This is a genomic window from Flavobacterium sp. HBTb2-11-1, from assembly GCF_009826975.1.
Lineage (GTDB): Bacteria > Bacteroidota > Bacteroidia > Flavobacteriales > Flavobacteriaceae > Flavobacterium.
In genome coordinates, this window is sequence record NZ_WUMO01000001.1 from 467,368 (window position 1) to 491,444 (window position 24,077).

Annotated in this window: 23 protein-coding genes; 9 read left to right on the forward strand and 14 right to left on the reverse strand. The window is 33.4% G+C overall.

Annotation, left to right across the window (positions count from 1 at the left end):
* Positions 1-43: 43 nt before the first annotated feature.
* The 3 genes from GR162_RS02130 to GR162_RS02140 are packed head-to-tail and all read right to left on the reverse strand — an operon-like array spanning position 44 to position 2,189.
* Positions 44-982 carry an energy transducer TonB gene (locus tag GR162_RS02130; RefSeq protein WP_160780812.1) on the reverse strand — a complete coding sequence of 313 codons (939 nt, stop codon included), beginning with the start codon at positions 980-982 and terminating at the stop codon, positions 44-46.
* Positions 983-1,006: 24 nt separating this feature from the next.
* Complete coding sequence (locus GR162_RS02135; protein WP_160780813.1) at positions 1,007-1,702, reverse strand: hypothetical protein; 696 nt, start codon at positions 1,700-1,702, stop codon at positions 1,007-1,009.
* A 31-nt stretch (positions 1,703-1,733) separates the two neighbouring features.
* Positions 1,734-2,189, reverse strand: coding sequence for a GAF domain-containing protein (locus GR162_RS02140; protein ID WP_160780814.1), 456 nt, complete (start codon positions 2,187-2,189; stop codon positions 1,734-1,736).
* Positions 2,190-2,259: 70 nt separating this feature from the next.
* On the opposite strand from GR162_RS02140, the gene xrtF reads away from it, so the two are divergent.
* From xrtF to GR162_RS02170, 6 genes are all read left to right on the forward strand, one after another.
* Positions 2,260-2,796, forward strand: coding sequence for an exosortase family protein XrtF (xrtF, locus tag GR162_RS02145; protein WP_160780815.1), 537 nt, complete (start codon positions 2,260-2,262; stop codon positions 2,794-2,796).
* On the forward strand, positions 2,786-3,232 hold the full coding sequence (locus tag GR162_RS02150; RefSeq protein WP_160780816.1) for an exosortase F system-associated protein: 447 nt from the start codon (positions 2,786-2,788) through the stop codon (positions 3,230-3,232). Before xrtF ends, GR162_RS02150 begins: the two co-directional genes overlap by 11 nt.
* A 45-nt stretch (positions 3,233-3,277) precedes the next feature.
* A complete protein-coding gene (locus GR162_RS02155) occupies positions 3,278-3,676 on the forward strand; it encodes a hypothetical protein (protein ID WP_160780817.1) in 399 nt (132 codons plus the stop codon).
* Between the two features lie 120 nt (positions 3,677-3,796).
* A complete protein-coding gene (locus GR162_RS02160; RefSeq protein WP_160780818.1) occupies positions 3,797-5,803 on the forward strand; it encodes a TonB-dependent siderophore receptor in 2,007 nt (668 codons plus the stop codon).
* Positions 5,804-5,832: 29 nt separating this feature from the next.
* Entirely contained in the window at positions 5,833-6,174 is a 342-nt protein-coding gene (locus GR162_RS02165) for a heavy-metal-associated domain-containing protein (protein WP_008466516.1), read from the forward strand.
* 133 nt (positions 6,175-6,307) lie between these two features.
* Positions 6,308-6,988, forward strand: a complete 681-nt coding sequence (locus tag GR162_RS02170) for a DedA family protein (RefSeq protein WP_160780819.1) — start codon at positions 6,308-6,310, stop codon at positions 6,986-6,988.
* A gap of 257 nt (positions 6,989-7,245) precedes the next feature.
* Here the strand turns inward: GR162_RS02170 and rodA are convergent, their stop codons facing one another.
* The 6 genes from rodA to purH all read right to left on the reverse strand — a co-directional run bounded on the left by rodA (position 7,246) and on the right by purH (position 14,513).
* Positions 7,246-8,481, reverse strand: coding sequence for a rod shape-determining protein RodA (gene rodA / locus GR162_RS02175; protein ID WP_160780820.1), 1,236 nt, complete (start codon positions 8,479-8,481; stop codon positions 7,246-7,248).
* 15 nt (positions 8,482-8,496) lie between these two features.
* A complete protein-coding gene (mrdA, locus tag GR162_RS02180) occupies positions 8,497-10,470 on the reverse strand; it encodes a penicillin-binding protein 2 (RefSeq protein WP_160780821.1) in 1,974 nt (657 codons plus the stop codon).
* Positions 10,467-10,973: a hypothetical protein gene (locus GR162_RS02185; RefSeq protein ID WP_008466524.1), complete on the reverse strand. Its 507-nt coding sequence runs from the start codon at positions 10,971-10,973 to the stop codon at positions 10,467-10,469. Before GR162_RS02185 ends, mrdA begins: the two co-directional genes overlap by 4 nt.
* On the reverse strand, positions 10,966-11,790 hold the full coding sequence (gene mreC, locus GR162_RS02190) for a rod shape-determining protein MreC (RefSeq protein WP_008466526.1): 825 nt from the start codon (positions 11,788-11,790) through the stop codon (positions 10,966-10,968). Before mreC ends, GR162_RS02185 begins: the two co-directional genes overlap by 8 nt.
* Before the next feature lie 111 nt (positions 11,791-11,901).
* Complete coding sequence (locus GR162_RS02195) at positions 11,902-12,930, reverse strand: rod shape-determining protein (protein WP_008466528.1); 1,029 nt, start codon at positions 12,928-12,930, stop codon at positions 11,902-11,904.
* Between the two features lie 56 nt (positions 12,931-12,986).
* The gene (gene purH, locus GR162_RS02200; RefSeq protein WP_160780822.1) at positions 12,987-14,513 is read right to left on the reverse strand and encodes a bifunctional phosphoribosylaminoimidazolecarboxamide formyltransferase/IMP cyclohydrolase; all 1,527 of its coding nucleotides are present in this window, start codon (positions 14,511-14,513) and stop codon (positions 12,987-12,989) included.
* Positions 14,514-14,678: 165 nt separating this feature from the next.
* Between purH and GR162_RS02205 the strand changes: the two genes are divergently transcribed.
* Both GR162_RS02205 and GR162_RS02210 read left to right on the forward strand, forming a co-directional pair.
* Complete coding sequence (locus GR162_RS02205) at positions 14,679-15,926, forward strand: ABC transporter permease (protein WP_160780823.1); 1,248 nt, start codon at positions 14,679-14,681, stop codon at positions 15,924-15,926.
* 89 nt (positions 15,927-16,015) lie between these two features.
* Positions 16,016-16,903: a cupin-like domain-containing protein gene (locus GR162_RS02210; RefSeq protein ID WP_160780824.1), complete on the forward strand. Its 888-nt coding sequence runs from the start codon at positions 16,016-16,018 to the stop codon at positions 16,901-16,903.
* A gap of 163 nt (positions 16,904-17,066) precedes the next feature.
* Here the strand turns inward: GR162_RS02210 and accD are convergent, their stop codons facing one another.
* The 3 genes from accD to GR162_RS02225 all read right to left on the reverse strand — a co-directional run bounded on the left by accD (position 17,067) and on the right by GR162_RS02225 (position 21,737).
* Positions 17,067-17,924 (reverse strand): acetyl-CoA carboxylase, carboxyltransferase subunit beta, encoded by an 858-nt coding sequence (gene accD, locus GR162_RS02215; RefSeq protein ID WP_008466538.1) that lies wholly within the window; start codon positions 17,922-17,924, stop codon positions 17,067-17,069.
* Between the two features lie 111 nt (positions 17,925-18,035).
* Positions 18,036-19,103, reverse strand: a complete 1,068-nt coding sequence (gene fbaA / locus GR162_RS02220) for a class II fructose-bisphosphate aldolase (RefSeq protein WP_008466540.1) — start codon at positions 19,101-19,103, stop codon at positions 18,036-18,038.
* A gap of 60 nt (positions 19,104-19,163) precedes the next feature.
* Entirely contained in the window at positions 19,164-21,737 is a 2,574-nt protein-coding gene (locus GR162_RS02225) for a BamA/TamA family outer membrane protein (protein WP_160780825.1), read from the reverse strand.
* Positions 21,738-21,774: 37 nt separating this feature from the next.
* On the opposite strand from GR162_RS02225, the gene GR162_RS02230 reads away from it, so the two are divergent.
* The gene (locus tag GR162_RS02230) at positions 21,775-22,503 is read left to right on the forward strand and encodes an RNA methyltransferase (RefSeq protein ID WP_160780826.1); all 729 of its coding nucleotides are present in this window, start codon (positions 21,775-21,777) and stop codon (positions 22,501-22,503) included.
* 9 nt (positions 22,504-22,512) lie between these two features.
* Here GR162_RS02230 and GR162_RS02235 read toward each other — a convergent pair whose 3' ends face one another.
* Together GR162_RS02235 and ubiE are read right to left on the reverse strand one after the other, a co-directional pair.
* A complete protein-coding gene (locus tag GR162_RS02235; RefSeq protein ID WP_008466547.1) occupies positions 22,513-23,223 on the reverse strand; it encodes a porin family protein in 711 nt (236 codons plus the stop codon).
* A gap of 1 nt (position 23,224) precedes the next feature.
* Entirely contained in the window at positions 23,225-23,956 is a 732-nt protein-coding gene (ubiE, locus tag GR162_RS02240) for a bifunctional demethylmenaquinone methyltransferase/2-methoxy-6-polyprenyl-1,4-benzoquinol methylase UbiE (protein ID WP_160780827.1), read from the reverse strand.
* Between the last annotated feature and the right edge of the window lie 121 nt (positions 23,957-24,077).

Sequence of the window (24,077 nt, forward strand, 5' to 3'; positions counted from 1 at the left end):
AATGATTTTTATTTTTTGAATAATTTTCTATCCTATTATTTTGCTAATTTGGCACTGTAAGAGGTATGGCATATAATACTCTCACAGGTACTCCCCTCTGTTTTCCAGGAATCCAGTTTTCATAACTAGTGATTACTTTTATAGCCTCTTCATCAAGGCCATATCCTAAGGATCTGAGAACTTTAGGCTCAATGATTTTCCCTTCTTTATCAATTATAAACTGAATAACCAATCTTCCGCCTATTTTATTTGCAATAGCTTCCTTCGTTTTTACAAAATGATCACCAATATATTTATAAAAGTCGTTAATTCCTTTTTGAGGTAATGGTTTTAGTTCCAAAGCATCGTATTCTAACTCTTTTCCATTGGAATTAATGCTTTTTCCAGAAATAAACTTTCCATTTTTATAAAATTCAGTGTATTGGCACTTGGTGATTTCGTTAATTCCTTTCCATTCTCCGTCCTTAAATCCTTTGTTTAAATTTCCTTTTGCCGAAGAGGTTCCCCAATCTTCTTCAAAATAACCATTTCCCTTTTCTACGGTATGTTCATTTTTAGAATTCCAAAAATCAAAGATTTTCATGTCCGAACTAAATCCTTTTTCAGATTCCAGATACTCGCCCTTAATTCGTGGATTCCCATTTTCATACCATTCTGAGAAGCTTCCATTTAATCTTGATTTAAGGTAGTTTTCAGTTCTTTTTTTTTGTCCATTTTCAAAATAATAAATATATTCGCCTTCTTTTGAATATCCGTCTTTGGTTTTGGAATTTCCTTCCATTTTTAACGCCCCAGACTTATAATAATCCTTTACTTGATATAGATCCTTCTCAGTGTAATAATCTTTAATTATTCGGTAAGAAATGTGATTTTCTTTAGAAGCATCTTTTCCAATCGAATCAAAATATACGATTTTATCTAAAGTGCTTTGGGAAAAGATCCATATTGGAAAAAGTAAAAAAAATAGATAGTTTTTTTTCATAAAAGTTTATAGTTGGTATAGTTATTATTTTGATTTTAACGCTTTTTTACCAGATTGCTTTTCGCTCAAAGACGAATAAGAAAATTTGACATTGTTTGCATCAGTACTTACGCCCGAAATTAAAACTCCTTGATCATAATTGTCAACAAACGTAATCTTTCGTAAAATGTCATTCCCTTCCCAGTAACCTTGTTTCAATCCGCCTTTGACTGTTCCCTTTTGAGTAACAAACTGGTCTGTTTCTTCGTAATCTCCATTTCCATTTGTAACGGTTTGATTTTTATTTACATCCCAGCAATTTAGAATCAAAGTCTGGAGCTTTTTTGTTTTCGGATCCCAAATGTTCTGTTTTTCGCATTTTTTACTCTGATCTTCGTACCAGCTAATTTCTTTGCCAGCTTTATGGTCTTCAGAATAATTTATAACAGATTCTTTTGCACCATTTTTATAATAGTGAATAAATTCCCCGTCTTTTTTTAGAACATCTCGATCTAAGGTCGATCCCGTCATTTTCTTTCTTCCATTTTTGTAGAAGTCAGTCACAACATAACGGATGCTTTTCTGAGAATAATTGGTAATTACTCTTGTGTAAGCATGATTTTCGGGTGTACATTCACGATTTAAGGAGTCTAAAAAGATTTTTTTAGACATCATGCTAATTTGCGCAGACAGATTAACTGAAATTATCAGAAGCAATAAGAGTAAGATGTTTCTTTTCATTCAGTCTATTTTTATCTTAAAAATAGTTCTTCTAGAATAATTTAGCAACTTCTTGATTTACAAATTCTAAAAATCTTTCGTCAGCTTCTGTAAACGGATCAATTACATGGCTGTCAATGTCGATTTGGCCAATATTTACTCCATTAACAAAAAGTGGCACTACGATTTCAGACTTAACTGTTAAACTGCAGGCAATATAATTGTCTTGAGCTTTAACATCTGGCACTACAAAATTGGCATTGCTTTCTGCAACCTGACCACAAATTCCTTTTCCAAACGGAATAACAGTGTGATCTGTTTCTGCACCAACGTAAGGGCCTAAATGTAAAGTTTTAGTGTCGTGATTTGCAAAATAAAAACCAACCCAGTTGTAATATTCTACATTTTCGTTTAAAAGTTTGCAGACTGCTAATAGTTTTTCGTCTCTATTTTTTTGACTATCAGCAATAATACTGCTTATCTGTGGTTGTAATTCTTGAAATGTCATGATATTAAATTTTATACAAAAGTATTTAAAGCTGAACTCAAAAAATATATAAATTTGAAAAAAAAATCTCTTGAAAAAATATTTAGTACAGTTTAAGCCATTTCTGATTTTTATAAGCATTTTTTTTCTGACATATATTGTCCTTACATTGCTTTACAAATTTTATTTAAATAGTTATCAAGCAGAAGATCTTGATGCTATAACGATGGCTTCTGGAAGAAACTCAGAGCAATTGTTAAGGCTCTTAAACTATGACGCAATTATTCAGAAAAGCTCGCAAAATCCTTGGCAAGAGATTATTTTAAACGGAAGATTTATAGCGAGAATAGTTGAAGGATGTAATGCTGTAAGTGTAATGATTCTTTTCGTGTCTTTTGTGGCTGCTTTTTCAGGAAATTTAAAAAAGACATTATTATTTATATTCTTTGGACTAATATCTATTTATATCCTGAATGTTATTAGGATTTCACTTTTGATAGTGCTTATCTATCAATTTCCGCAATATAGCCATTTCCTGCATGGAACATTTTTTCCTTTGATGATTTACGGATATGTTTTTGTTTTATGGATTTTCTGGATTAATAGATTTTCAAAGTATGCTAAGTAAATTAAAAGAGAAGAAATTTAAAATCTTTGCGGCAATTGCTGTAGTAATAGGTTTTGCTTTGATAAGAACATTTGAGCGAAAACTGTTTTATGATCCTTTTTCGGTATATTTTAATGCCGATTTTCAGTCTATTCCTTATCCGCCAGTAGAGAATCTTAAGCTTTTTGCGGGACTTTTTTTTCGTTATTTTTTAAATTCAATTTTGTCTTTGGCTTTGATTTACGCTTTATTTCAGGATAGTGATATTCTTAAATTTAGTCTTCTGATTTATAGTGTGTTTTTAGTTGTTTTTCTATTGATGTTTTATATCATACTCGAATATTTTCCAGATGGAAGCTGGCTTCTGTTTTATGTTAGGCGATTTTTAATTCAGCCTATTTTGATATTATTATTTATTCCGGGATTTTATTATCAGCTTCAAAAAACTAAAAAATAACATTTGTTTTAGTTTTTTTCGATAGTTTTTAAATAGCTTTGCAGTATGAATTTGAAAAAGTGCACGGGTCTGTTTTTAGCGCTCCTTCTATTGATTTCCAATATAGGGTTTGCTTTTGATGTGCACTATTGTGGTGGAGAAATTGCTTCGGTTTCTTTAAAAACTACAGCAGAACCTGTTGTTGAGAAGAAATGTTGTGGTTCTAAAGAGAAAAATAACTCTTGCTGCAAAGATAAAGTTGTTCATTTCGAAAAGAAATCAGACAACGCAACTATCAAATTTTTCTTTTTTCAATTTGCTTTCCCAGCAGTTGCACAAGATTACAAACCTCTAGTCTTTTTAGAAGTTCCAACTTTTAAAAAGAAAGAAGTTCTTTCGTATTATGCTGATGCGAATGCACCTCCTTTATTTAAATTATACCATCAGTATATTTTCTATTCCTGATTTTAATGTTAAGATGCAATGCAAGTCCTAATCAAGGCTTTGTATTTACATTTTGATAGTTTTTGTTTTTGCAAAAACATCAAGAATGTAATTCTATTTCAACATTAAAATCAATTTTTTATGCAAAAAAATATAATGCTTTTTGCAATGATTTTGCTTTCTTTTTCTGCTTTTTCACAAGAAGATCTTCAAGAAGTAAAAATCACTAAAAAGCAAAAAGGAATTAAAAAATCCTTTACAGTAACAGCCAACACTTCTGTAATTACCAGCAAAGAATTACTTAAAGCAGCTTGTTGTAATTTGGCTGAAAGTTTTGAAACCAATCCGTCAATCGATGTTAATTTTTCTGATGCTTTAACAGGCACTAAGCAGATCAAAATGCTGGGTCTGACTAGTCCATATTTAATGATTACAGAAGAAAATATTCCATCTGTTCGAGGAGCGTCTCAAGCCTATGGTTTATCCTTTACGCCTGGAACTTGGATCGAAAGTGTCCAAATTACGAAAGGAGCGGGAAGCGTTATAAATGGTTACGAAAGCATTTCTGGCCAGATTAATACAGAGCTTTTAAAGCCATTAAATGATATTCCTTTCTTCTTGAATGCTTACGGATCGACAGATTCTCGTTTTGAATTAAACACTCATTTCAATAAAAAATTATCAGACAAATGGGCGACTAGCTTATTTGTTCACGGAAATGCGCGTGTAGCCAAAAACGACATGAACAAAGACGGTTTTCTCGATAATCCGTTAGGAAAACAAATCAATGTTTTAAACCGTTATCAATATTATAATCCAGAAAGCGGTTTAGTAAGTTTTATCAATTTCAGATATATGAATGATAAAAAACAAACCGGAGAAGTAAATTTTGATAAAGATCGTGATCGTGGCACAACCAATTATTGGGGTTCAGAAATTAATACTGAACGCTTTGACGTTTCGACAAAGATTGGATATGTATTTAAAGACATGCCATATCAAAGTATTGGTTTTCAAAATGCTTTTAATAGCCATAAACAAGACTCTTATTATGGTTTAAATCAATATGATATCAAACAGAATAGTTTTTATTCTAATTTGATTTTCAATTCGATTATCAATAATACGATGCATAAATTTTCAACAGGTCTGAATTTTACTTATGACCAATATCAGGAATTTGTAAACTTAACAGATGTCAGCAGAATTGATAACTCGGTTGGTGCTTTCTTTGAATATACTTATGACAATACAGATAATTTTAGTCTGATTTTAGGCGGAAGAGTTGATAACCATAATCGATTGGGAGTTTTTGTTACTCCAAGACTGCACATGAGATATAATCCTTGGAAAAATGGTGTAATTCGTTTTTCTGCTGGAAGAGGAAAACGTTCTGCAAACATTTTTGCTGAAAATCAACAGCTTTTTGCTAGTTCTAGAACTTTTTCAGTTTTAGATTCTAACGGAAAAATATACGGGTTGAATCCAGAAATTGCATGGAATTATGGAGTGAGTTTTTCTCAGAAATTCCGTCTTTTCAACAGAAATGCCGATGCCGGCTTTGATCTTTATAGAACAGATTTCCAAAATCAGGCCGTTGTAGATGTGATGCAAAGTCCGCAGCAAGTGTTGTTTTATGATTTGAAAGGAAGTTCTTTTGCAAACAGTCTTCAGGTTGAGTTCAATTACGAATTAATCCATAATTTGAATTTAAGAACAGCTTATAAATATTACGATATTCAAACCGATTATCTAAGAGGAACTTTCCAACGCCCGCTTCAGGCAAAACATCGTTTCTTAGGAAATTTAGAATATGAAACAACGATGAATAATGACAAGCAATGGAGGTTTGATTTTACTTATAATTGGTCAGGAAAACAACAATTGCCTTATACAGCTTCAAATCCTGCGGAAGACCAGTTCCCTGATTTTTCACCTGCTTATGCTGTAATGAATGCGCAAGTGACCCGAGTTTTTTCTCCAGTTTTTGAAGTGTATGTTGGGGGAGAAAATATTGGAAATTATAGACAGGAAAAAGCAATTTTAGGGGCAAATGATCCTTTTGGACCTAATTTTGATGCGTCTATTGCATATGCTCCAATTTTCGGGCAGATGTATTATGCAGGGCTTAGATTTAAAATTAAATAACAATTTCAATAATAATAAAATTAAATACAATGAATAAAATAGTTTTAATCGCAATGATGGTTTTTTTAGGTTTTTCAGCTCAGGCTCAAACTAAAAAAAATAAGAATTTAAAATACACAACAGAAGTAAACGGTAACTGTGAACAATGTAAGAAGCGAATTGAAAAAGCGGCTTACGGTGTTCCAGGAGTAAAAACAGCAAGCTGGGATGTAAGCTCTCATCAGCTTTCGGTTATTTTAAACGAAGAGAAATGTTCTCCTGCAGATTTGAATAAAGCAATTGCAAAGGCGGGTCATGATACTAAGGAAGTTAAAGCAACAACCGAAGATTATGAAAACCTTCACAGCTGTTGCAAGTATGTAAGAGAATAGTAAATAGAGAAGCCCGAACAATTAGTTTGGGCTTTTTTTAATAGTTAATTTATGTTTAAAATACCGCATTTTATTGTGGTTAAGGTAAATTATTGTTACTTTCACGAACTATAAAAAATAACCAATCACATTTATGAATAATTTTGAATGGACTCAGTTACTAAACCCTGAATTTTATATTACTTTAAGCGTCGGAGGTTTTCAGATTGGGTTGTTTATCGTTCTGTTTATAGTTTTTGCTGAGACAGGACTTTTTGCAGGCTTTTTTCTGCCTGGAGATAGTTTACTTTTCTTAGCAGGTATTTACAGTCGTGATCTAATTGAAAATGTAGCTTACATCCCAAATGACTTTATAAATGTATTTCTACTTGCTACAGCAGTTGCTATAATGGGAGTTTTAGGAAATATGACTGGTTATTGGTTTGGTGCAAAAAGTGGTTATTATTTATTTAAAAAAGAAGATACGTTTTGGTTTAAGAAAAAGTACTTGCTTCAATCAAAAGATTTTTTTGAAAAATATGGTGGAAAAGCAATTATTTATGCTCGTTTCTTACCAATTTTTAGAACGTTTGCTCCAATTGTTGCAGGAATCGTTTCGATGGACAAAAAGAAATTTATGTTTTATAATGTCTTGAGCTCTTTCCTTTGGTCGTTTATTTTAATTTTCGCTGGACATTATTTATACGGTGTTTTCTTAAAACAGGGAATAGATTTGAAGAAGCACATTGAATATATCATTATTATAATCATCATTATTTCGACATTCCCAGTTCTGCTGAAACTTTTGAAAAAAAGACCACACGAAGAGATATAAACAAGAATAAAAAAAATCCGAAACCTAAAAACTTCGGATTTTTTTATGCCTGTTATTAAAGCTTATTGCCAATAATATTTCTAATTGTTTAGATAATATATTCTATTCAGCATTAAAAGAAATAATATAGCAAAATATAAAATCAAAAAGCTGTAATTAGTTTTTTAAACTTAATTACAGCTTTTAAATTATTTATAGGTTGATTAAATGATATCTTGAATTGGGATTTGGAATTTAAGGATTGAATATTTGTAATTCTACCATTCATTCACCTTATTGGCATCCATTTTAAGGAAAATAAACAATAAAATAGTGAATCCCCAGAGTCCGGAACCTCCATATGAAAAGAAGGGTAGAGGAACCCCGATTGTTGGGAAAATTCCAATTACCATTGCAATGTTTACAAAGAAATGGATAAAGAGAATTGCGGCAACACAATATCCGTATACACGGCTGAATTTTGTTTTCTGTCTTTCTGCTAAATAAATAATTCTAAGAAGCAGACCTGTAAAAAGTAAAATAACAACCAAAGAACCTGCAAAACCCCATTCTTCACCAACAGTGGTAAAAATATAATCGGTGTGCTGCTCTGGTACGAATCCTCCTTTAGTTTGTGTCCCTTCAAGAAAACCTTTTCCAAGCCATCCTCCAGAACCAATTGCAATCTCAGATTGGTTGGTATTGTATCCAATACCTTTCATATCTACAGTTTTGCCTAATAAAATATTGAAACGGTCTCTGTGGTGTTGTTTAAAAACATTGTCAAATACGTAATCGACAGAGAAAACAAATCCAGAGATTAGAACTAATAAGATACCGCTCAAAATGATATTTCTATCAACGACCCTTCCTTTGAAGTGTATAATTGCTAACACAACAAAAGCCATTGCAATAACGGCATATGGTTCTAAAACTAAAGTTAGAACGAAAAGAACAATGGTTATAAATGCGGTCCAAACATACCAAGAAGGCAAGCCTTCTCTATATAAAACGAGTATGAAAGCACTATAAATTAAAGCACTTCCAGGATCTGGTTGTGGCAAAATCAATATTACAGGCAATAGCATAATAGCCAAAGCTTGGATTTGTCTATTGGTTTCTTTTAAGTTGATTTGTGTGTCACTCAAGTATTTGGCCAGCGCAAGAGAGGTTGCGGCTTTTGCAAACTCAGATGGCTGTAAAGTGAAGCTTCCTATGGCGTACCAGCAGCGCTGTCCTGCTATGGTTTTTCCAAAAAGGAATAATCCGGCAAGAGACAATAAGGAAACTCCAAAGATGATACTAGCATATTTTTCGTAAAATTTACCATCAACAAAAAGCACAACAAATATCAATGGAATAGTACAGCAAATAAAAATCAGTTGTTTTTGATACGTTCCATCGGTAGATAACAAAGAAGACGAGTATATATTAAGCCAACCTAAAGTTACCAGCGCAATGTAGATAAAGACACTTATCCAATCGATATTATTTTTTACACTTTGATTTTTCATTTGAAATAATCTTTCTTAGTTTTTCTTTGTTGTGTCTACGGCTGTTTTTTTAACTTCAGTTTTTGGCGCTGTTGCGGCTGGTGCTTTTGGTTTTACAATTTTTGCTTGCAAAACAGAATCTTTTGGAACAGATTCTATAGCACTTGCTTCATTCATACCTCCAAGTTTAGCATATTCAGCTGCTAAACTCTTATTTAATACCCTTGTTTCTAAATCAGTTCTCGTGATTTTTTTTCTCAAATATTTTTCAATCATTAAACTGGCAATTGGACCAGCAACTGTTGCACCAAAACCTCCATTCTCAATCATAACGGCAATGGCGATTTTTGGATTGTCTTTTGGGGCAAAAGCAACAAATATAGAGTGGTCTTTAAGTTTTTCTCTCTTACCGTTTATTTTTGCATAATTCTCTGCAGTTCCCGTTTTTCCACAAATATCTATTCCCTCAACTCTAAGAGCGTAGGCTGTACCTTTATTATATACATCAAATAATCCGCTGATAACAGGTGGGAAATATTTTTGATCTATCGTGGTCACGTGTTTTGTAGTGAACTTCTCGTCTATCTTTTCTCCTTCAATTTTTTTAATAATATGAGGAGTGTAGTAATAACCCTGATTGGCAACAGTCGCCATCATATTGGCTAATTGAATTGGCGTCATCAAAACCTCTCCCTGGCCAATTGCATTTGATACAATAGTTGAGCTTCTCCATCCTCCGTTAGGGTAAATTCTTTTATATGTTTTAGAAGTTGGAATATTTCCTCTTCTTCCAGTAGGTAAATCGTAGCCCATAAATTGGCCTAAACCAAAACTTTTAACATGACTGCTCCAAACATCAACAGCTTGACCAGGGTCTTTGTATTTGTTAATTGTCAGCATATAGGCTTGTCCAAAGTAGGTGTTGCAAGAATTGTAAATTCCGTTATGCAATTGGTGCGGACCGAAACCGTGACACTTCATGAAACGTCCTCCACCATAACTAAATCCGTGATGACACATAAAAGTAGTCTGCTCATTTACAACGCCTTCTTGCAATGCAATTAAACCAGTCAGGATTTTAAACGGAGAACCTGGAGGATATTCTGCTAACAGTCCTCTGTCATATAATGGTTTTGCGATAGAATCATTATATAAAAGAGTGTAGTTTTTAGATCTTTGTCTTCCAACCAAAATTCCAGGATCGTAAGATGGAGCAGTAACAAGTGCTAAAATTTCACCTGTTTTTGGCTCAAGCGCAACGATTCCGCCTCTTTTGTTGATCATTAATTCCTCGCCATATTTTTGAAGCTCAGCATCAATGGTCAAATTGATATCTTCTCCAGCAACGGCAATCGTATCATATCTCCCTTCCTTATAGGAGCCAATTTCTCTATTATATTTATCTTTTTGAATGTATTTAACACCTTTAATGCCTCGCAATATTTCTTCGTAACTCTCTTCTACACCTTGTCTTCCAATTAAATCTCCACTGTTATAGTACGGATTTTTTGCAATTTGGCTTTCATTTACTTGTGTAATAGAACCAAAAATATTGGCTCCGTAATCTACTTCATAATCGCGAAGTGATCTTTTCTGGAAATAAAAACCATCATATTTTCTGATTTTTTCCTGAAAAGCAGCAAATTCATTTTTATTCAATTGTGATAAAAAAACAGAAGGAAGTCTTGGACTGTACACTTTTGCTTTTTCAATACGCTTATGGTATTCCTCTTGTGTAATATTCAGAAGAGCGCAAAATTCGGCAATATTTAGATCCTTTTTTATGTCTCTTGGAATAACCATGATGTCATAAGAAGCCTGATTCGCAACCAGAAGTTTTCCGTTACGGTCATAAATATAACCTCTTTCAGGGTAGTCATATACTTTTTTTATTGCATTATTTTCTGATTTCAGCTTAAAAGAATCATCAATAATCTGCAGGTAAAAAATCCTAATCACTAGCAAAGACGCTGCAATAATAGTTATAGTGGGCAGCAAGACTTTTCTCATCGTTTATTGGGCTTAATAAGATAAATTATTATTATTGAGGTGATTATAGTAAAGATAGAACTAAATAAGGTTCGGAGCAAAATGTCCCAGATAAATTTGAATTGAAAAGCTTCCAGAACAAATAGTACAATGTGATGCATTAAAACCGAAACCAATATGAATGAAAATCGTTCGGGTGTTAAAGATTCGTTTAGTTTAATAGTTTGATATTCATAACTTAAACCAAAAGAAAATTTAAAAATGTAAGGTCTGTAATAGGCTAAAATAACACAAGCAGTGGCATGTATTCCGCCAGAGTTACAGAACATATCCATGATCAGACCTAAGAAAAAGCTTGAAATAATTAATCCAGCTTTATTGCTGTTTACTGGGTAAAGAATAATATACAAGATATAAGGGAACGGACTTATATATCCTAAGAAATTCATATTGTTGAAGATAACAATCTGAATTGCCAGTAACATAATAAATCGAAAAATATTGACTAACAGAGCGCTATTCATTTTTTTCTTTGTTTTCTAAATTAATAAGTTCCTCTCTGTCTTTGCTTTTGATAATATAGACGTGCCCTAAGTTTGTCATGTCGTTAAATAACTTAACTTTTATAACATAAAAACTGGTTTGTTCTTCTTTGTAAACCGTTTCAACAGTACCAATATTGATTCCTTCAGGGAAAATCACTGATTGTCCTCCTGTTACAATGGTATCTCCTTTTTTAACTGAAGCTAGCCTCGGAACATCTCTTAGCTGCACGAATCCTGTGCTTTTTCCATCCCATGTTAAAGAACCAAAATGGTTTGATTTTTTTAACTTGGCATTAATTCTAGATTTCATGTTCAGAATGCTTACAACAGTAGAATATCTTGGAGATGTATCATCTATAACACCCACAATCCCCAAACTATTTATTACTCCCATATCAGGTTTAACGCCTTCATTAGATCCAGAATTTAAAGTAAGGAAGTTTTCGTGTGTACTGTATGTGTTATGAATTACTTTTGATACAATGATATCAGCAGGTTTTACCCCTTTAATGGTGTCAGGTAAAGGTATTTTAGATGTGTCTTCTTTGTTGAATAAAAGACTTTTTAATCTTGCGTTCTCAAGTACAAGTTCGTCGTTTTCAGCTCTTAAATTCATGTATTCATTAACACGATTGATTTTTTCATAAACACCTCCGCTTAAGAAATTTGCAGAGCTGATTATTTTACTTCTGTGGTAAGAATGAGATTGAATCGTGAGTCCTAACGAAATACCTAAAAGCAGCAAAAACAGCAATCGATTACTGTTTCTTATAATGAAATTAAATATTTGCTGCATTTCTTGTCTGGTTATTTTGTTTCAGGATATGCTTAAAGGTTTCAGTTTTTACAAGGGTCAAACAATAGAAATTTGACCCTTATAAAAGTAAATTGATTGTTATTTTGAATCTTATTTGATTAAGATGCTTTTGAATTTTGCAATGTTTTTAAGAGCCATTCCTGTACCGCGAACAACAGCTCTCAAAGGATCTTCAGCAATATAAACTGGCAAATCTGTTTTTTGAGAGATACGTTTATCAAGGCCTCTTAACATAGATCCTCCACCAGCTAAATAGATACCCGTGTTGTAGATATCTGCCGCTAACTCAGGAGGAGTCTGAGATAATGTTTCCATTACCGCATCTTCAATACGCTGAATAGATTTGTCTAATGCTTTTGCAATTTCACGGTAAGAAACATCTACTTGTTTTGGTTTACCAGTAAGCAAATCTCTACCTTGAACTGACATGTCTTCTGGCGGACCATCTAAATCTTCGATAGCCGCACCAATTTGAATTTTAATTTTTTCGGCAGTACTTTCTCCAACAAATAAGTTGTGCTGTGTACGCATGTAATACACGATATCGTTTGTGAAAACGTCACCTGCGATTTTTACAGATTTGTCACATACAATTCCGCCTAATGCGATAACAGCAATTTCTGTTGTACCACCTCCGATATCGACAATCATGTTTCCTTTTGGTTGCATAATGTCAATACCAATACCAATTGCCGCCGCCATTGGTTCATGAATCAAATAAACTTCTTTTCCGTTTACTCTCTCACAAGATTCCTTCACCGCTCTCATCTCCACTTCAGTAATACCAGAAGGAATACATACAACCATACGTAAAGCTGGGGTAAACATTCTTTTTTTCAATGCAGGAATGCTTTTAATGAACATATTGATCATTTTTTCCGAAGCATCAAAATCAGCGATTACACCATCTTTCAAAGGCCTTATAGTTTTGATGTTTTCATGTGTTTTACCTTGCATCATGTTGGCTTCTTTACCAACAGCAATGATTTTGCCTGATACTCTATCACGTGCAACGATAGATGGACTATCAATGACAACTTTATCATTATGAATGATTAAAGTGTTTGCGGTTCCAAGGTCTATCGCAATATCCTCGGTCATGAAATCAAAAAATCCCATAAGTTTTTTAGGGGTTTAAAATGTTATAAATTATTTATCGAACAAAGTTAAACAAATTAATGTTTAAAATGACGAGTTCCTGTAAATACCATTGCAAGATTATTTTCATTGCAATAATTTATACTTAATTCGTCTTTTATCGAACCTCCTGGCTGAATTACAGCAGTTATTCCTGCTTTTTTAGCTAATTCTACACAATCCGGAAATGGGAAAAATGCATCACTTGCCATCGAAGCTCCATTTAAATCAAATCCAAAAGCTTTTGCTTTGTCAACTGCTTGAATTAAAGCGTCAACTCTTGAAGTCTGACCTGTACCTGATGAAATCAATGTTCCGTTTTTAGCAAATACAATGGTGTTTGATTTTGTATTCTTGCAGATTTTAGAAGCAAAGATCAAATCTTCGATTTCTTGAGCAGTAGGTTCTGTAATGGTAACGGTTTTTAAATGCTCTTTATTATCCGTAATATTATTTCTGTCCTGAATTAACAATCCGTTAAGACAAGTTCTTACTTGACGAGCTGGTAATTCAACGTCGTGTTGTACTAAAATAATTCTGTTTTTCTTCTCTTGTAAAACTGTAACTGCCTCATCGTCATAAGCTGGAGCAATTACAACTTCGCAAAATAGTTTGTTGATTTCCTGTGCGGTTTCTAAGTCAATTTTAGTATTAGAAATTAACACTCCTCCAAAAGCAGAAGTAGGATCACAAGCTAAAGCCGCTAAATAAGCTTCGCTGATCGTTTTTCTTGAAGCCAATCCGCAAGCATTGTTGTGTTTTAAAATTGCGAACGTAGGTCCATCATTTTTAAATTCTGCAATTAAATTTACCGCTGCATCAACATCTAGTAAATTGTTGTATGATAATTCTTTTCCGTGAAGTTTGTCAAACATTGCATCAAAATCTCCAAAGAAGAATCCTTTTTGGTGAGGATTTTCACCATATCTTAAAACTTGACCGTTTGCAATACTTTCTTTGTAAATAGTCTCGTCTGTATTGAAATAATTAAAAATAGCTCCATCATAGTGAGATGAAACATGGAATGCTTTAGTAGCAAACAATCTTCTATTTTCTAAAGTTGTTGCTCCGTCTTGCTCTGTAATCAAATCCAAAAGTAAGCTGTACTCGTTAACAGAAGCTACAATTACAGTGTCTTTGAAATTTTTTGCACCAGCACGAATTAATGAAATACCACCGATATCAATTTTTTCAATAATATCCTGTTCGCTAGCTCCAGAAGCAACTGTTTTTTCAAAAGGATACAAATCAACAATTACTAAATCGATTTGAGGAATATCAAATTCTTTCATTTGCTGCACGTCGCTTTCGTTGTCTTGACGATTCAAGATACCACCAAAAATTTTTGGGTGCAAAGTTTTAACTCTTCCGCCAAGAATTTCTGGGAAAGAAGTAATATCTTCAACAGGAACTACTGGAATGCCAAGGTTTTTGATGAAATCTTCAGTTCCTCCAGTTGAATAAAGTGTTACATTTTGCTCGTGTAATTTTCTAACAATTGGTTCTAATCCATCTTTAGAAAAAACAGAAATTAATGCCGATTGTATTTTTTTAGTTGTGCTCATTGTGTAGTTATGATTTTGAGACTGCAAAAGTAGTTTTTTTATATATTATATTAAAAAAAATTAGTGTAACAAAATGCTAAAAAAATCTACTGATGAGTAAGTTAACTTTTATTAGGTTTTTGAATTTAAATTATTGAATTTTACTTTATTGAAAAATACAAAAATATGATCGTTTATCTAAGATTATTAAAAGAAAGTCTCAGCTTCGCCATCAATGCTTTGCGAAATAATAAATTACGCACTTTGTTGTCGCTTTTAGGCGTAACGATCGGTATTTTTTCAATTATCGCTGTTCTGGCAGCCGTTGACTCTTTGGACAAAAAAATCTCTAAAGATTTAAGCAGCTTAGATAAAAATACGATTTATTTAATGAAATATTGCTTTGGACCGTCTGAAATTCCACAATGGAAGAGAGAACAGTTTCCGAATGTAAAATATGATGAATACATTGGACTGAAAAATTCGATGAATAATACTGATCAAGTCGGATACCAGCTTTTTGTAAACAGAGAAAGTTTAAAATACGATTCTAAAACAGTCAGCGATGTAAATATTATTCCGTCGTCAAGCGAAATGGTTGATATTGATGGGTTGAGTTTTGATAAAGGAAGATTTTATAATGAATCTGAATCGAATTCTGGAACTCCTGTTATTGTTCTTGGATATGACATCGCTGATGGACTTTTTGGATCAAGCGATCCGATCGGGAAAAATATTCGTCTATATGGGCAGCGTTTCACCGTAATTGGTGTAATTGCAAAACAAGGAGCCGGTTTTTTTGGAGACAGCAATGATACTTCGGTTTATCTTCCTGCTAATTTTTTAAGAAGAATGTATGGAGATAGCGATTCTATGACTCCAGTTATTGTGTTGAAACCAGTAAAAGGTGTCGATATGGATGCGTATAAAGCAGAAATTGCTCAGAAACTTCGAGCAATCAGAGGAATGAAGGCGGGAGAAATGGATAATTTCTTTATTAATGTGCTTTCTGGATTTACCGATTTTATTGATGGAATTTTAGGTCAGATGAATTTTGTCGGCTGGATCATCAGCGGATTTTCTCTTCTGGTTGGAGGTTTCGGAATTGCCAATATTATGTTTGTTTCAGTTAAAGAAAGAACAAATCTTATCGGAATTCAAAAATCATTAGGAGCAAAAAATAAATTTATCTTATTCCAATTTTTGTTTGAAGCTATCATTCTGTCAGTTATTGGAGGAATCATTGGTCTTCTGATGGTTTGGGGAATTGCTCTAGTTTTGACAAAAATGCTAGATTTTGAATTTGTTTTAAGTCTTGGAAATATAATTTTAGGAACAAGTTTGGCAGCCTTTATTGGACTAATTTCTGGTATTCTTCCAGCGGTTTCGGCAGCAAATTTAGATCCTGTTGAAGCTATTCGAACTGGAATGTAATGTTGCTTTTGTGTTATTTTACTGTAAATTTTGATGGCTCGAAATAATTAGATATTTTTGATAGAACCAAGAACTAAATCCTTAACACAATGAGCTTTAATCTTAGATCTGTCGATACTGTTGAGTCTATTTCTAGAGAAGATTTCAAAAAGAATTATTTAGATAAAAAAAAGCCCTTGATTATAAAAGGACTCACAAATGATTGGCCTGCAAAAGAGAAATGGTCGACTGAATATTTTAAGGAGATAGCCGGAGATATTGAGGTGAAATTAGTAGATAATTCTAAAGCAGATCCTTCAAAAGTAATTAATGCTTCTATTGCCACTATGAAATTTGGCGAGTACTTGGATCTCATAAAAAGAGAGCCTACGCAACTGCGTATTTTTTTCTTCAATCTTTTCAAGCATAGGCCAGAATTGGTTAATGATGTAAAAGTTCCAAAAGAATTAATGGGAGGCTTTATAGAAAGTATGCCTGCCATGTTTTTTGGAGGTTCTAAAGCCGTTACATTTTTGCATTATGATATAGATCTGCCTCATCTTTTTCATACCCATTTTGGAGGAAGAAAACACATCATATTGTTCGATTATAAGTGGAAGAAGAGGCTCTATTGTCTGCCAAATACAACTTACGCGCTAGAAGATTATGATGTAGCCAATCCAGATTTTGAAAAATTTCCAGCTTTAAAAGGGGTAGAAGGTTACGAAGTTTTCTTAGAACATGGCGATACCTTATTTATGCCGACAGGAATGTGGCATTGGATGCGTTATGTCGACGGTTCTTTTTCGCTCACACTTCGCGCATGGGATAAATCATGGTCACGAAAAATAGCGAGCATTTGGAGTTTGTTTATGCACGGAGCGATTGATAGCGGTATAAAAGTAGTTTTTAGAGAGCGTTATGCTGTTTGGCGCGAAAAACTAGCTTATAAAATTGCCGAAAAAGAATTAAAGAAGGATTTGAGAAAGGCTAGCTAAGGAAATTCCGTAGGAATTAATATCGGTAGCAACGGAATTTATTCCGTTGAAAAAATAAAATCACACATTCGAAAGTTCCGTAGGAACGATATATAGGTAGATATAAAAAAATCCCAGAAAGTTATTTTCTGGGATTTTGTGTTTTTAGAAAGAAGTGTAAAGCTTATTTTCTAATGTCATTATTCTGAATCAAATCGATATATAAGTTGATCTTATCTTTCAATTCTTTTCTAGGCGTGATAAAGTCTAAGAAACCGTGTTCTAATAAGAACTCAGCAGTTTGGAAACCTTCTGGTAAATCTTTTCCTGTAGTGTCACGTACAACACGAGGACCGGCAAAACCAATCAAAGCGCCCGGTTCAGAGATGTTGATGTCTCCTAACATTGCGTATGATGCTGTTGTTCCTCCAGTTGTTGGATCTGTACAAAGAGAGATATAAGGTAGTTTAGCTTCTGCTAATTGAGCTAGTTTTACAGAAGTTTTTGCTAATTGCATTAAAGAATAAGCAGCTTCCATCATACGAGCTCCACCAGATTTAGAAATCATTACAAAAGGAAGTTTGTTTTTAATGGCGTGATCAATACCTCTTGCAATTTTCTCACCTACAACTGCTCCCATAGATCCACCAATGAATGCAAAATCCATACAGCAGATTACAAGTTCTCTTCCTTTAGATTTTCCTACTCCCGTACGAACAGCGTCTTTAAGATGAGTTTTTTCCATTACATCTTTCAATCGGTCTGCATATTTCTTTGTGTCAACAAAGTGCAAAGGATCTTTAGAAGTCATGTTTTTATCTAACTCAACAAATTCGTTGTTGTCGAATAAAATTTCAAAATAGGTTGCGCTTCCAATTCGAACGTGAAAATCATCTTCAGGGCTAACGAATAAATTTCTCGCCAATTCGTCAGCATCAATAATTTTTCCAGTAGGAGATTTGTACCACAATCCTTTCGGAACGTCCATCTTGTCTTCTGTCGCGGTCGTAATCCCTTTTTCTTGTCTTTTAAACCAAGCCATTTTTTTAATTTTAGAATGTAGATTTTAAATTTTAGATTTTTCAATCTGAATTCAAAATTTAAATTTCAGGCTCCATTAGAAATCTGAAATCTAAATTCAAAAATCTAAAATTTAAAGTGTGTTTACGTTATTTAAATCAGCAAAAGCTTGTTCAAGTCTCGCGTTGAATGTCACTTCGCTTTCACGAACCCATTTTCTTGGATCGTAGTATTTTTTGTTTGGAGCATCTGGACCTTCTGGGTTACCAATTTGAGTTTTTAGGTACTCAATGTTGTTTACCATATAGTCACGGATTCCTTCAGTGTATGCAAATTGTAAATCCGTATCAATGTTCATTTTGATAACTCCGTAACCGATAGCTTCTCTAATTTCTTCAAGTGTAGAACCTGAACCTCCGTGGAAAACGAAATCAACTGGGTTGTGTCCAGTGTTGAATTTGCTTTGTACGAAATCTTGAGAATTTTTTAAGATTTTTGGAGTTAATTTTACGTTTCCTGGTTTGTAAACACCGTGAACGTTTCCGAAAGCGGCAGCAATTGTAAATTTAGGGCTCACTTTAGATAATTCTTCGTAAGCATAAGCTACTTCTTCTGGTTGAGTATATAATTTTGAGCTGTCTACGTCTGAGTTGTCAACGCCATCTTCTTCACCACCTGTAATACCAAGTTCGATTTCCAATGTCATTCCCATTTTGCTCATTCTAGCTAAATATTCTTTGCAGATTTCGATGTTCTCTTCGATTGGCTCCTCAGACAAATCGATCATGTGAGAACTGAATAATGGTTTTCCTGTTTCTGCGAAATGTTTTTCAGAAGCATCTAATAAACCATCAATCCAAGGTAAAAGTTTTTTTGCACAGTGGTCGGTGTGTAAGATTACAGTTGCACCGTAAGCTTCTGCCAAAGTATGAATATGTTTTGCTCCTGCGATTCCTCCCGCGATTGCTGCTTTTTCACCTGCATTTGATAATCCTTTTCCAGCGTTGAATTGTGCTCCACCGTTAGAAAATTGAATGATAACTGGCGCGTTAAGTTTTGCTGCAGTTTCAAGAACTCCATTAATTGTGCTTGATCCAGTAACGTTTACTGCTGGAAGAGCAAAACCCTTCTCTTTCGCATAATTAAAGATCTCTTGTACTTGATCTCCTGTAGCTACTCCTGGTTTAATGTTGTGTGCCATTTTAATTTTTTTTATAGTTGTTTTTAGTTTTTAGGTTGCAAAAATAAGAATTAATTAGCATTAGAACGGATAATTTATACCAAAATTTAAAACCGAGTGCCCAAAATTGTATTCTTTAAACCATCGATCTCCTTTCTCATGTGCCGGATTATAAGTCTTAAAGCCTAAATCTAAACGAATCACAAAAAAGCTCAAATCGTATCTCAAACCAAATCCTGTTCCCAAAGCAATTTCTCCTAAATCGTTTAAGTTGTCAAATCTTGCTTTCGGATCTATCACATTATCGAGTACATTCCAGATATTTCCGGCGTCTGCGAAGAGCGCTCCTTTAACATCTCCTAAAATTTTGAAACGAAATTCTGCACTAGCGGCAATTTTCATATTAGCCTCGTTAAAATCGTTTACGGCATTGGTGCTTCCAGGTCCTAAAGCGTAAGGTTGCCAAGCACGGTTGTCATTGGAACCTCCGCCATAATAACTTCGAGAAAACGGAATGTAGTTTGAATTTCCAAACGGAATTGCAATTCCAAAAAAACTTCTCACTGCCAGAACTTTCTCTTTTCCAAAATCCCAGTGTTTAATGTAGTCGAATTCGGTTTTAATATATTCTGAATATTCTAGATTGAAAATCTCGTAATTGCCTCTTGAGTTTTTTTGAAGATTTCCAATTGCTGAAATAGCTGACAATAAAGTTCCTGCTGATTCGATTTTAGTTCTAAACTGATAGAAATTGTTGTCTGCGAGATCTTTTTTGGTTGTTTTGGTAAAAGAAAAACTGGTTGCGAGAATAAAATCATTTTCGGTCAAACGAACTCTTCTTTCTTCAATGCTTTCAACTTCCTGATATTGCGAATTGCTTGGAGTCAAGGCTGTTTTTCCAGTCAATACATCGTTTGTAAATCCTGTGGTTCCATTAGGTATGGTAAGATTTTTTCGAGCTTGTTCCTCAGGCGTATCTCCCCAGTTGTTGACATTGGTATTGTAATCTTTCCCGATATAATTTAAATCATCATAAGAAGAAGTGTATACATTAAAGTAATTATCTGGATTTAAATTACGAACAAACTGCGCATTCAACAATTCGAATTTTGCTGTGTTATGACGTTTTGGTGTCCAGTTGTACGAGATACCTCCCGTAAAGTTTTCTTTGTCCAAACCAATATTTCGCTGCTTAGAAAAACCAGAAGTAATAGAGGTATAGGGGATCATACTTTTGGGAATAATTTTTTCTGTTCCAAACGGGAGTAGAATTCTCGGAAAGTTTAATTTCATATCCAAACCATATTCAGAAACATTAAAGAAATTATTGTTCGGATTGGCCATATCTCTAGATGATCCCACATTTAAACGAGCAGAAATTTCAAGGGTTTCTGCGCGGTTAAATACATTTCGAATCGTTTCAGAAACACTGGCTCCGATTCCGAAATCTTGAATGTTAGAATGCGTTAAGTCAAGAGTAGCTCCAAAACTGTATTTCTTTCTCGGAGTCAAATAAACATTGGCAATAAGAGATTGGGCTGTAGAATCTCTTTTGTCCACTTCGTATTGGATTGATGGATAGTTAAAAATCCTTAAATTATTTAAATATCGAGACGAAAGCGTAGTTCTAAAATCAGCAAAAGTGCTTCCTTTTGTAATAAATATAGCATCGGTGATAGCACGTGGTTTGTATTTTAATGTCTTGTAGCTGTATAGATTAAAATTGTTGTAGGTTACACTGTCTGTTGGCTTTTTCTTTGCATTAGCAGCAGAATAATCTGTGTAAATATTTACATCACTAATTTTATACAATTTAAAAGGCTCTGTGCGGCTAGAATCTCTTTCTTGAATGGTGTTGTTGTTTATGATTAAAGTTACATCAGCTTTTGCTTTTTTTCCAATGGTGTCAATGTCAAAAGTTACATAAGTTGGCTGAAAGTAATAAGCGCCGTGATTTCTAAAATAGGTTGTAATACGGTTTTTTTCTTCTTCAAAATCTGTGGTTTTGTATTGATTTCCAGATTTTAATAAAGAAGGTTCATTATTAGTTCTGTATAACGAGTCTAAGGCAGGAGTCATTATTTTAGTTCTAATAGTGTCTAATATGTAAGCTGGTCCTGTAGTGATGTTATAATTAATTGCAGCTCTCTTTTTTCCGATAGTATCAATAGTATAATCGGTTTGAACATTAAAAAAACCATTATTGAAATAATAGTATTTTAAACGAAGTAATGATTTTTTAGTTTTAGAAGTATCAATGATTACTGGGGGTTCTCCAGTGTTTTTTAGAAACTCATGAATTCCTTTATAATAGAAAGATTGTCCAAGACGGTCCACTTGTTTTGCAGAGAATATTTTGGACATACGCTCATATTTTCCTGGATTGTTTTTAAATTTTGCCTGATAAGTGGAATCTGGATTTAAATTGGCTAAATTGTATAAATTTAATCGAAGTTTATATCCTAATAATTTACCATTTGGTTTTTGGTACATCTGATTTGAAGCCGTCTCATCGTTTGTCGATTTTCCGTTAACTAGGATATTATTTTTTACAAGAAGGTTTTTTCCATCGGGAACTCTTTTTACGGCATTACAAGCGCAAATTAATATTGCAATTAGAAGAAATGCTATTATTTTTGTGGAATTATTTTTCAAGTGTTTTTTAATATTTAATTCAAAAGTACATTATTTTATGGTTAGTAAAAACCAAATAAAACTAATATCAGGCTTGCATCAAAAAAAGCAGCGTTCTGCTAATCAATTATTTTTTGCTGAAGGAGTAAAAGTAATTCAAGAATTGCTGCAATCCAATTTTGAATTAGAACATTTATACACCACATTGAATGATTTTCAAACGGTTCATGCGTCCAAACGCACTCTTATTAATGAACAAGAACTGAAAAAAATAAGTGCTTTGTCCACTCCAAATTCTTGTTTGGCAGTTTTTAAAATTCCAGCCGAAAAAGAAATAATCGATTCAGGCTTGATTTTAGCTTTAGACGACATTAGAGACCCAGGAAATCTAGGCACTATTTTACGTCTATGTGATTGGTTTGGCATTAAGCAGATTATCTGTTCTAAAGAAACAGTGGATATTTATAATCCGAAAGTGGTACAAGCTACAATGGGGTCTATTACCAGAGTAAATGTAAGCTATGTCGATTTAAAACTTTTTCTTGCTCAAACTAAACTGCCAGTTTTTGGAACTTTTATGGACGGAGAAAATATTTACCAATCAAAACTGCCTCAGGAGGGAATCATTGTTATGGGTAATGAAGCCAACGGAATTTCAGAAGAGATTGAAAAAATCGTAACCAGCCGTATCACAATTCCTAGATTTGGAGAGCTACAAAAAACCGAAAGTTTAAATGTAGCTACTGCAACAGCAATTATTCTTAGTGAATTTAAACGAAATAGTTAATATTTTGTTTTAATGGAAAGTGAAATTTATTAAAAGCGCTCTAGATTTCATCGAATCAATGTTTCCTGTCCATGGGCTGTCTGGAGTATTATCTCTAATAAGCTCATCTGTTATGCCGAACATTCCTCTAACAGAAGGAGAGAAAATAAAGTATTCGGTAAAAATATCAATTCCTAAACCTAATTCGTAAGCGGCAGTCCATTGTTTTACTCTAAATTTTTGTTCGAAATTGTCGTCTTTAGATTTGGAGTTACTCGATAAATTTAAAGTTGTAGACATTCCGCCAACTAAATAAGGGCGTATGTTTCCTGTACGTTTAGCAGAAAATTTCAATAATAGGGGAAAGTGAATATAAGTGCTGTTTACTTCTCTTAAATAATCACTTTCTTTGTTGCTTATGCCTGGGAAATAAAGATCACGTTTCGTATAATACAAACCTGGTTCAAAACGCAGATTAATATATTCCTGAAGCCTTAAATCAGCCACAACCCCTACGTTAAAACCAGTTGTTTTTTTAACTTGAATATCTTCCTGCACAGGAGTTTTGTAATCAAATTTAAAGTCAAAACTATTAAAGCCTAAATAATAGCCAAAGTAGATACGTTGCTTTTGCCAGTTTTCAAGATTAATAATAGGATCTTTGCTAAACATGTTTTTAGCAAATTGGGAATGTCCTTTTGTCGTTAAGACCAATAAAAATAAGATTACAACTTTTTTCATACTATTTTTTAGATGCAGAATAAATTGTTGCGACACCAAAAGTTTGAGGCATTGCCACAACATCTATAAACCCAGTTTTTCTTAAAATATTGTTTAAGGCCTCTCCATAAGGAAAAGCAGCAGCTGATTCAGACAAATAGCCATAAGCATCATTATCTTTAGAAAACAATTTTCCGATTAATGGAAGTATGTTTTTACTGTAGAAATTGTAGCCTTGTTTATAAGGAAATTTATCTGGAACAGAAGTTTCTAATATAACAAATACGCCATTTGGTTTTAGGACTCTTAAGATTTCTGCAAAACCTTTTTCTAGGTTTTCAAAATTTCTTACGCCAAAACCAACTGTGATTGCATCAAAATAGTTGTCTTCAAACGGCATGTTTTCAGAATCGCCTAAAACTAGTTCGATAACATTTGAAAGTTTCTTGTCTTCAACTTTCTTTTTTCCTACTTCCAGCATTCCTGCAGAAATATCCAAACCAATAATTTTTTCGGCATTAGTTTGTGCAAGCAAAATGGCCAAGTCGCCAGTTCCAGTTGCGATATCAAGAATAACTTTTGGTTTTTTGTCTGATACTATTTTTAATACTTTTTTACGCCATTTAACATCAATTCCAAAAGAAATTACGCGATTCAAATTATCGTAATTCCCAGAAATGGTATCAAACATTTGAGTTACTTGCTCTTTTTTACCTAAAGAAGAGTCTTTATACGGAGTTATTTTTTCAGACATTTTTTTTATTTAGGCAAATATAAACAATCTAGTTTAACTGTAATTGAGTTTTTTAATTGTAAAATAAATGTTTTGGAAGATTTATTTTAAAACTGATTATAAAGGTTTTTTGCCATCCCTA